We start from the raw sequence: 2,263 nt of genomic DNA on the forward strand, positions 1-2,263 counted from the left end.
ACTTTTTTCAAAGACCGAACAGGTCGATCATCCGTTTAAAATCCGTGCGTAATCCGTGGAGCCAGAATGTTCTGTTAACTCAGCGTTATCCGATGAAGAAAATCTATGAAGTAATCCCCCAATCCAATATACCTTTTCCTTCCTCGTAGAGAGCCTGTTTCACTTCCTGATTAGGGAAACCGAGGAAGTAGCCAAATTCATCACTGCTTTTGATGGTAAGGTAGCCAGTCTGATAGAGGAAAAGCTCGGCACCACCATTGATTACATCAGAACTTTCAAGCATCTTGCGTAAGATCGGGCAATGTTTGAAATTCCGTAAGCGAAGCTCCATTTTTGGCAATTATAAAGATGTAATTTGATACTTAATAAGAGAAAATATAGTATCATGCATCAGAAAAATGCAATTTATTTTTGTTTATCCACAGAAAAATCTTACTTTTGCACAGCAAATAAAGGAAAATTATAATAATAGAGGTGGAATGATTTACTCACCACCATAAAATTTAAAATCCGATAAGTTATGATAGTAGATATAAATTCATTGACATACGATAACTTTATTTGCGGTGTAAAATGTGATACCAATATCAAAAATAGTACTCTAATATGATATTTGAACGTAAGAAATACTTGGATGAACTTATCGCAGGACGTGGAAACGGTCTTGTGAAGATTATAACAGGTGTCAGACGATGTGGAAAGTCTTTCCTGCTGTTTGACATCTGGCATACCTGGCTTTTGGAACATGGGGTGACTGATAGTCACATCATTGAGATACAACTTGATGATTTCCGAAACAGGCGGTTGAGAAAGCCTGATGCCTTGCTCGACTATATAGACTCAAAGGTAGTGGATGATGGTAATCCTTATTATATAGTCTTGGACGAGGTGCAGCTGGTAAAAGAATTTGTAGAGGTAATTCTTAGCTTGACACACATGAGGAATGTAGATGTGTATGTGTCAGGCTCAAACTCTCGCTTTCTGTCAAGTGATGTTGTGACAGAGTTCCGTGGCAGAGGTGACGAGATACGCATTTGGCCTCTCACCTTTGACGAATACTTCAAAGGCATTGGTGGCGATATCCGTAAAGCATGGCTGGATTACTATACCTTTGGCGGACTTCCACAGGTAGCTTTGCTTGAAACGGAAGAAAAGAAAACTGACTATTTGCGTAGTCTGTATGAAACCACCTATCTGCGTGACGTAATTGAGCGCAACCATCTGCGTAATCCTGAGGGAATGAAGGAGCTGGTACGTGTGCTTGCCTCAGGCATTGGTTCATCAACCAATCCAACGAGAATAGCCAATACCTTTCAATCTGCACAAGGGATAACCATAAAAAGAGACACCATAAAACAATATATTGACTATCTGAAAGACTCTTTCTTGATAGAAGAGGCCTTACGTTATGATGTGAAAGGCAGAAAATATATCGGTACTGAGACGAAATACTATTTTGCAGACATAGGCATTCGTGCAGCCATTCTCAACTATCGGCAACAAGAGGAAACGCATATTATGGAAAATATTATCTATAATGAGCTTCGTAGTCGTGGATATAATGTGGACGTAGGATTGGTTGAACTTGGTGGTAAGGATGAGAACGGCAAGTTTATCAGAAAGCAGTTGGAGGTTGATTTTGTGGTAAACCGTCCTCCATACAGAGTGTATATCCAGTCGGCTTTCCACATGCCGACGCCAGAGAAGGAACAACAAGAGCGACGCCCGTTATTGTCAATCAATGACCACTTCCGTAAGATTGTTATTGTTGGTGATGACATCCATCGCAAGGAGGACGAACTTGGAGTATTGACTGTTGGACTCTTAGATTTCTTGACAGACAAGAAAATACTTGAACAGGGTTAAACGCAATCGAGTAAATAAAAAGATGTAAATCGTTTCCGATAGGGGGGGGATTGCAAATCCCCAGGTTTGATAGGTCGAACCTTTTTATACGACGGATTGCAAATCCGTCGGAACAGCAAGCCACTTTCAAAAACACTCTTCACCCTTCACCGAAAGGATGTAAATATCTGTAGCTAAGGAATTTGCACGGGTGAAGAGTTGCGCGCCACTCTTCACCACTCTTCACCTGGAAAATCTGTGAAAATCTGTGAATTGAAAATCGGCGGCCGAAGGGAAAGCCAAATCTGTGGGACTTTTTTCAAAGACCGAACAGGTCGATCTTCCGTTTAAAATCTGTGCGTAATCCGTGGAACAAGAATGCTCTGTTAACTCAGCGTAATCCGATGAATAAAATATC

At 40.7% G+C, this 2,263-nt stretch carries 2 protein-coding genes; one reads left to right on the forward strand and one right to left on the reverse strand.

Annotation, left to right across the window (positions count from 1 at the left end):
- Positions 1-103: 103 nt before the first annotated feature.
- Positions 104-283 (reverse strand): hypothetical protein, encoded by a 180-nt coding sequence (locus DW657_RS17185; RefSeq protein WP_199658378.1) that lies wholly within the window; start codon positions 281-283, stop codon positions 104-106.
- Between the two features lie 323 nt (positions 284-606).
- On the opposite strand from DW657_RS17185, the gene DW657_RS17190 reads away from it, so the two are divergent.
- Positions 607-1,866, forward strand: a complete 1,260-nt coding sequence (locus DW657_RS17190) for an ATP-binding protein (RefSeq protein WP_118313559.1) — start codon at positions 607-609, stop codon at positions 1,864-1,866.
- The last annotated feature ends 397 nt before the right edge of the window (positions 1,867-2,263 follow it).

The organism is Prevotella sp. AM23-5 (genome assembly GCF_003473645.1).
Taxonomy (GTDB): Bacteria; Bacteroidota; Bacteroidia; order Bacteroidales; family Bacteroidaceae; genus Prevotella; species Prevotella copri_A.